This window comes from Variovorax sp. P1_H12_2, from assembly GCF_056405335.1.
Genome location: NZ_JBFUCI010000408.1, coordinates 1 through 5,783, shown reverse-complemented (window position 1 = coordinate 5,783; position 5,783 = coordinate 1). Strand labels below are relative to the sequence as shown.

The 5,783-nt window shown below is 67.3% G+C and carries 10 protein-coding genes; 6 read left to right on the top strand and 4 right to left on the bottom strand.

Features of this window, described 5'->3' with window-relative positions:
- The 6 genes from AC1D2K_RS28575 to AC1D2K_RS28550 all read left to right on the top strand — a co-directional run.
- Positions 1–210, top strand: a 210-nt coding sequence (locus tag AC1D2K_RS28575) for a gamma carbonic anhydrase family protein (RefSeq protein WP_478093000.1), incomplete at its 5' end; no start/stop codon positions are given.
- A gap of 23 nt (positions 211–233) precedes the next feature.
- Positions 234–1,232: an Hsp33 family molecular chaperone HslO gene (hslO, locus tag AC1D2K_RS28570; RefSeq protein ID WP_478092998.1), complete on the top strand. Its 999-nt coding sequence runs from the start codon at positions 234–236 to the stop codon at positions 1,230–1,232.
- Positions 1,233–1,396: 164 nt separating this feature from the next.
- Positions 1,397–1,972: an NnrU family protein gene (locus AC1D2K_RS28565; protein ID WP_478092996.1), complete on the top strand. Its 576-nt coding sequence runs from the start codon at positions 1,397–1,399 to the stop codon at positions 1,970–1,972.
- A gap of 59 nt (positions 1,973–2,031) precedes the next feature.
- On the top strand, positions 2,032–2,232 hold the full coding sequence (locus AC1D2K_RS28560; RefSeq protein WP_478093002.1) for a DUF6494 family protein: 201 nt from the start codon (positions 2,032–2,034) through the stop codon (positions 2,230–2,232).
- Positions 2,233–2,315: 83 nt separating this feature from the next.
- Positions 2,316–2,525 (top strand): hypothetical protein, encoded by a 210-nt coding sequence (locus AC1D2K_RS28555; RefSeq protein ID WP_478092993.1) that lies wholly within the window; start codon positions 2,316–2,318, stop codon positions 2,523–2,525.
- A gap of 50 nt (positions 2,526–2,575) precedes the next feature.
- Complete coding sequence (locus AC1D2K_RS28550; RefSeq protein ID WP_478092991.1) at positions 2,576–3,058, top strand: adenosine-specific kinase; 483 nt, start codon at positions 2,576–2,578, stop codon at positions 3,056–3,058.
- A gap of 17 nt (positions 3,059–3,075) precedes the next feature.
- On the opposite strand, the gene AC1D2K_RS28545 is transcribed toward AC1D2K_RS28550, so the two are convergent.
- From AC1D2K_RS28545 to eno, 4 genes are all read right to left on the bottom strand, one after another.
- Positions 3,076–4,044 carry a hypothetical protein gene (locus AC1D2K_RS28545; RefSeq protein WP_478092989.1) on the bottom strand — a complete coding sequence of 323 codons (969 nt, stop codon included), beginning with the start codon at positions 4,042–4,044 and terminating at the stop codon, positions 3,076–3,078.
- Positions 4,041–4,565, bottom strand: a complete 525-nt coding sequence (locus AC1D2K_RS28540) for an ATPase (protein ID WP_478092986.1) — start codon at positions 4,563–4,565, stop codon at positions 4,041–4,043. The genes AC1D2K_RS28545 and AC1D2K_RS28540 overlap by 4 nt, the downstream gene beginning before the upstream one ends.
- A 13-nt stretch (positions 4,566–4,578) precedes the next feature.
- Entirely contained in the window at positions 4,579–4,854 is a 276-nt protein-coding gene (gene ftsB, locus AC1D2K_RS28535; RefSeq protein WP_478092984.1) for a cell division protein FtsB, read from the bottom strand.
- Positions 4,855–4,996: 142 nt separating this feature from the next.
- Positions 4,997–5,783 (bottom strand): phosphopyruvate hydratase (gene eno, locus AC1D2K_RS28530; protein ID WP_478092982.1); only part of this gene is annotated, 787 nt, incomplete at its 5' end.

Here is a 5,783-nt window from a genome sequence, read left to right as displayed (position 1 = left end):
AACGCCAGGATCGGCCGCAACTCGATCGTTGGCGCCGGCAGCGTCGTCACCGAGGGCAAGGAATTTCCGGACAACTCGCTGATCATCGGCTCGCCCGCCAAGGTGGTGCGCACGCTCGACGATGCGGCCGCCGCCAGGCTGCGGCAGAGCGCCGAGCACTATGTTGAAAACGGCCGTCGCTTCGCGAAGGGCCTCAAGAAGATCGCCTGAAAGGGCGGGAGAGCGAGTTCCCATTGAGCGAGTTGCACAAGTTCCTGTTCGACGGCATGCCGGTGCGCGGCATGATCGTGCGCCTGACCGATGCCTGGCAGGAGATCCTGGCGCGGCGCGCGTCCAACAGCGCCACGGGCGCCTATCCGGCCCCGGTGGCCGAGCTGCTGGGCGAGATGACGGCCGCCGCCACGCTGATGCAGGCCAACATCAAGTTCAATGGCGCGCTGATCCTGCAGATCTTCGGTGATGGGCCGGTCAAGGTCGCGGTCGCCGAAGCCAAGCCCGACCTGAGCGTGCGCGCCACCGCCAAGGTGGTGGGCGAGCTGCCCGCCGATGCGCGCCTGCCCGAGATGGTGAACGTGAGCAACAAGGGCCGCTGCGCGATCACGCTCGACCCCAAGGACAAGCTGCCGGGCCAGCAGCCGTACCAGGGTGTGGTGCCGCTGTTCGGCGACCGCGGCGAGAAGCTCGGGCGCCTGAGCGAGGTGCTGCAGCACTACATGCTGCAAAGCGAGCAGCTCGACACCACGCTGGTGCTGGCGGCCGACGACAAGGTGGCCGCGGGGCTGCTGATCCAGCGTCTGCCGGTCAAGGGCGAGGCCAACCTCGAGGGCACCTCCGGCAGCGACCACGACCAGGCCAACGAAGACCAGATCGGCCGCAACGAGGACTACAACCGCATCTCGATCCTGGCCTCGAGCCTGACCAGGGACGAATTGCTGACGCTCGACGTCGACACCATCCTGCGGCGCCTGTTCTGGGAAGAGAAGCTGCTGCGCTTCGAGCCGCAGGCCGGCTTGCTGGGGCCGCATTTCGCCTGCACCTGCGGCCGCAGCCGGGTCGCGAACATGATCCGCGGGCTTGGCATGGAGGAGGCCGAGAGCATCCTCGCCGAGCGCGGCGACATCGAGGTCGGCTGCGACTTCTGCGGCAAGCAGTACCGCTTCGATGCGGTCGATGCGGCCCAGATCTTCACCGCACCGGGCGACCAGATGCCCGGGAGCGCGGTGGTTCAGTAGGGGGCGCCACCCAGAGGCGCGTGCGCCAGTCGGCGGATGGCTGGCGACCCACGCTTCGGTGAGACAGAATGCGGGTGCAGGGCAGCACCGCTTGGTCCTGCCCAGTTCCATCGCCCATCGTTCGACGACCACTGCGGCCAGCAGCGCCGCTCGGAGAAGCTCTCATGTCTCTTCTTGTCGTTGGCCTCATCCTGTTTTTCGGCATTCATTCGGTGTCGATCGTCGCCCCGGCCTGGCGCGATGCGCAGGTCGAACGACGTGGCGAGCGGCTCTGGAAAGGCATCTACGCCCTGGTTTCGCTCGTCGGGCTGATCGTGCTCATCCATGGCTACGGCGTCGCCCGCCAGTCCCCTGTGGTCCTCTACACGCCGCCACCCGCGCTGCGGCATGTCGCGCTGCTGCTGATGCTGCCGGTGTTTCCACTGCTGTTTGCGGCCTACCTCCCCGGGCGCATACAGCGAGCGGCCAGGCACCCCATGCTGCTCGCCGTGAAATTCTGGGCGGTGGCGCACCTGCTGGCCAATGGCACGCTGGCCGACGTGCTGCTGTTCGGCGCCTTCCTCGTCTGGGCCGTGGCCGACCGGATTTCCGTCAAGCGCCGTGCCGTGCCGCACCGCGTGCCGGGAGCCCCGCCGGGTGCGCTGAATGATGTGGTGGCGCTCGTCGGCGGCCTCGTGGTGTACGTGGTGTTCCTGTTCCGGGCTCACGTGTGGCTGACTGGCGTATCGCCGCTCGGCTAGGCGGCTTGCCGAAGCGCCCAGTCGATGACAACATGAGCGACGTAGACCAGGAGGCCCCGATGGACGACGAGACACTCAACCTCAGCATTCGGAAGTTTCTCAAGATGGTCGGCGTCAACTCGCAACGCGACATCGAGCAGGCGGTGGCGAAGGCCGTCGCCGCCGGCGCCGTTGCCGAGACCCTTGCCGCCACCATGACCCTGGAGATCCCGCAACTGGGTCTCAAGGTCAAGTTCGACGGCGACATCAAGCTGCAGTGACATCCCACTCCAACGGCCTTTCCGGGTACGCGCTGGCGCCCAGCGCCCTGCGACGAGCGTGAGGCCTTCCACCGGAGGACGCCATGGGCGAAAGATCCCGAATCGACGACGCACGCTTTGCGCAAGCCGTGCAGCTCGTCGCCGCGGCCGTGTCCGCCAATTCGCTGAGCAGCGATCGCAGCTTCGATGCGCCCACTCACCAGGACGTCATTCGCGTGGCGCTGGTTCGTGCGTATCTCACGCTGGGAGATGCGCGCGACGAGATCGAAGAGCAGGCGCGCAGTCCGGATTGACCCGCGCTTGCCAGACCCCCGGCAGGGGTCGCAACGTCAAGGAGACTGCCATGGAACTGACTACCGTCCCGATCGACAAGCCGGCCGATCTCAACGTCATCCTCGGCCAGTCGCACTTCATCAAGACGATCGAAGACTTGCACGAGGCGATCGTGCAGACCGTGCCTCAGATGAAGTTCGGCATTGCATTCTGCGAGGCCAGCGGGCCCGCCCTGGTGCGTCGGACCGGCAACGATGCGGAACTCGTCGCGCTGGCCCAGAAGAACGCCCTGGCGCTGAGTTGCGGCCATTGCTTCATCGTCTTCATGACCGATGGATTCCCGGTCAACATCCTGAACGCCATCAAGGCAGTGCCCGAGGTATGCGCCATCTACTGCGCGACCGGCAATCCGGTGGAAGTCATCGTGGCGGACACGGGAAGCGGGCGTGGGATTCTCGGCGTTGTCGATGGCGTCAAGAGCAAGGGCATCGAAACCGAGTCCGACGTCCAAGCACGCAAGAAGATGCTGCGCCAGTTCGGCTACAAGCTCTGAGCAACGAGGGCTGGCGCCTATGGCCCGGAACCCGCCGTCTCGAAGCCGCTGAACCGGATGTCCGGCGCGCTCGTGTTGTGGCGCGACGGCATCGTGCGGCCGAAGCGGACCTGCGCCGCCTCGAGCGTGGAGACCGAGGGCAGATCCTGCGTCTGCATGGCCGAGGAGGGCGTGGCCTGCCAGCTCAGCGCGCTGACGTCGGCGTTGTCGGCCGTCACGTACATCGAGCGCAGCACTGCGAAGGGCTGGTCGTGGCGGGTTGGCGGCGCAAGGGCCACATCGAGCGCGGTGCGCGTCCGGCTGATCTCCGCGACTTTCACGTCCGCCCGCCCGCCGCCGACGAAGCGCAGGCGGAAGGCGAGCGGCTGGGTCCTGACCTCGATCGAGGCGATGTTCACCACCGGCCGCCCGTCCGTCTCGACCGGCCCCATCAGGAAGGACGAGCCGTAGACGCCGTCGCCGAAGCGGGCCAGGGGCAGCGGCTTGAGGCGCCAGTAGCCGTCGGCCGGGTACATCACGATCGCCTCCAGCGGCTTGGCGCCGGGCTTCTTGGCGAAGACCTGCAGCAGGTGGATGTCGTCCTCCGACCGCTGGCCCACGCGCACCGGCACTCGGTGAGGGCGCCAGAAGGTGGGCAGCGTGATGCCGACGATCATCCATCGGCTGCCGTCATGGAGCACCACGCGACGCGGCTTGAAGGCGTAGCTCGGATCGGTGGGATGGGCGCCGCCGTCGAAGTTGCAGTTGGAGAAATCGGGCGCGGTGGTGTCGGCTCCGATGCCGGCCAGGTAGGGCGGTTGCAGCGCTTCGACGCGAAAGCGCGCGATGCCGCGGCCGCTCAATGCCAGCGACACGTTGTCTTCCTCGGCGCAGGCGGTCGGCCGGGTCTTGTTCTCGACCGTGACGGTGGCGGGCGCGGCGGTCGCGCCGGCGCCGAGCCAGAGGACGGAAGCGCAGAAGGCGATGCGCAGGCAGGCGTGGGTCATGCAGCGGTGCCGGCTTCGCGGCGCCGGCCGAGGAGAGCGGTGAAGAGCCGATGTTCGCACGCCGGGTCGGAGCACTTGTCGCAGCTCCAGGGCGCGACGCTTCGGCCGCCGCCGGCATCGCCGGCGCCGATCGCGTTGCAGGCATTGGCCAGGCGCTCGCTGCCGCGGCCGTGGATGACGGCGAAGGGGAGTTGCGCGGCGATGAGCGCCGCGCGCAGCAGGGCGTCGGTGCGCTCCCGCCGTAGCGAAGACTCGGGTCCGAACTCGGCCGGCAACGAAAGGTCGAGACCCATGAGCAGGGTGCACGCGTATCGGCGCTGTGCCGCCAGCGCCCCTGCGTAGAGCGAGCGGTCCCCGGTGAGAAGTTCGTGCGAAACGGCCTCGTCGAGGGCCGTGCCATCGGCCACCGTCACGCCGTGGTCCTGCAGCCGTGCCGCGAGCGCGCGCGCCAGTTCCGTCTTGCCGGTGCGTTCGGCGCCGAGCAAGGCAATCGTGCAGCCGGCGGGAAGGGCGGGCGACATGCCGAGGCGCCCGTCAGCGCGTGATCTGGACGAACACTTCGTTGGGCTTGACCATGCCTAGCTCCTGGCGGGCCCGTTCCTCGACCATCTCGAGTCCTTCCTTGAGATCGTTGACCTCGGAGGACAGCCGCTCGTTGTTGATCGCCGCCTTGGCGTTGGATTCCTTCTGGTCGGCCAGCTTGTCCTGGAGCTGCGCCACGTCGCGCACGCTGCCGCGCCCGGTCCAGAGCTGCCACTGAAGAATCAGCAGCAGCAGGACCAGGATGATCGGGACGATGCGTGAGCGCATAAACAACTAAGACGGAATTCTCAGGTCGGCGACGCCCGGCCTTCGCCAGGAACACCGCGGAACCGGCTTCGCCGGGCCGCTGGTGTTGCCCCCGGAGAGGGGGTGGGCGGCCACACGAAGTGGGCCAACCTGGGGGTGAACGTCATCTCAGGTTGTAGAAGGCGCCGCGGCCGGGGTAGGAAGCGACATCACCGAGGTCTTCCTCGATGCGCAGCAGCTGGTTGTACTTGGCGATGCGGTCCGAGCGCGACAGCGAGCCGGTCTTGATCTGGCCGGCGTTGGTGCCGACCGCGATGTCGGCGATGGTCGAGTCCTCGGTCTCGCCCGAACGATGGCTGATCACGGCGGTGTAGCCCGCGCGCTTGGCCATCTCGATCGCGGCGAAGGTCTCGGTCAGGGTGCCGATCTGGTTGATCTTGATCAGGATCGAGTTGGCGATGCCGCGGTCGATGCCTTCCTGCAGGATCTTGGTGTTGGTGACGAACAGGTCGTCGCCCACCAGCTGCACGCGCTTGCCCAGGCGTTCGGTGAGGTGCTTCCAGCCGTCCCAGTCGCCTTCGTGCATGCCGTCCTCGATGCTGATGATCGGGTACTTGTCGACCCAGCTCGCCAGCATGTCGGTCCAGCTCTCGGCGCTGAGGCTCAGGTTTTCGCCGGCCAGCACGTACTTGCCGTCCTTGTAGAACTCGCTGGCGGCGCAGTCGAGGCCCAGGGCGATCTGCTCGCCCGCCACATAACCGGCCTTGTCGATGGCTTCGAGGATCAGCTGGATCGCCGCTTCATGGCTTTCGACGCTGGGTGCGAAGCCGCCTTCGTCGCCGACCGCCGTGCTGATGCCGCGGTCGCCCAGGATCTTCTTGAGCGCATGGAACACCTCGGCGCCATAGCGCACCGATTCGCGGAAGCTCTTGGCGCCCACGGGGATGATC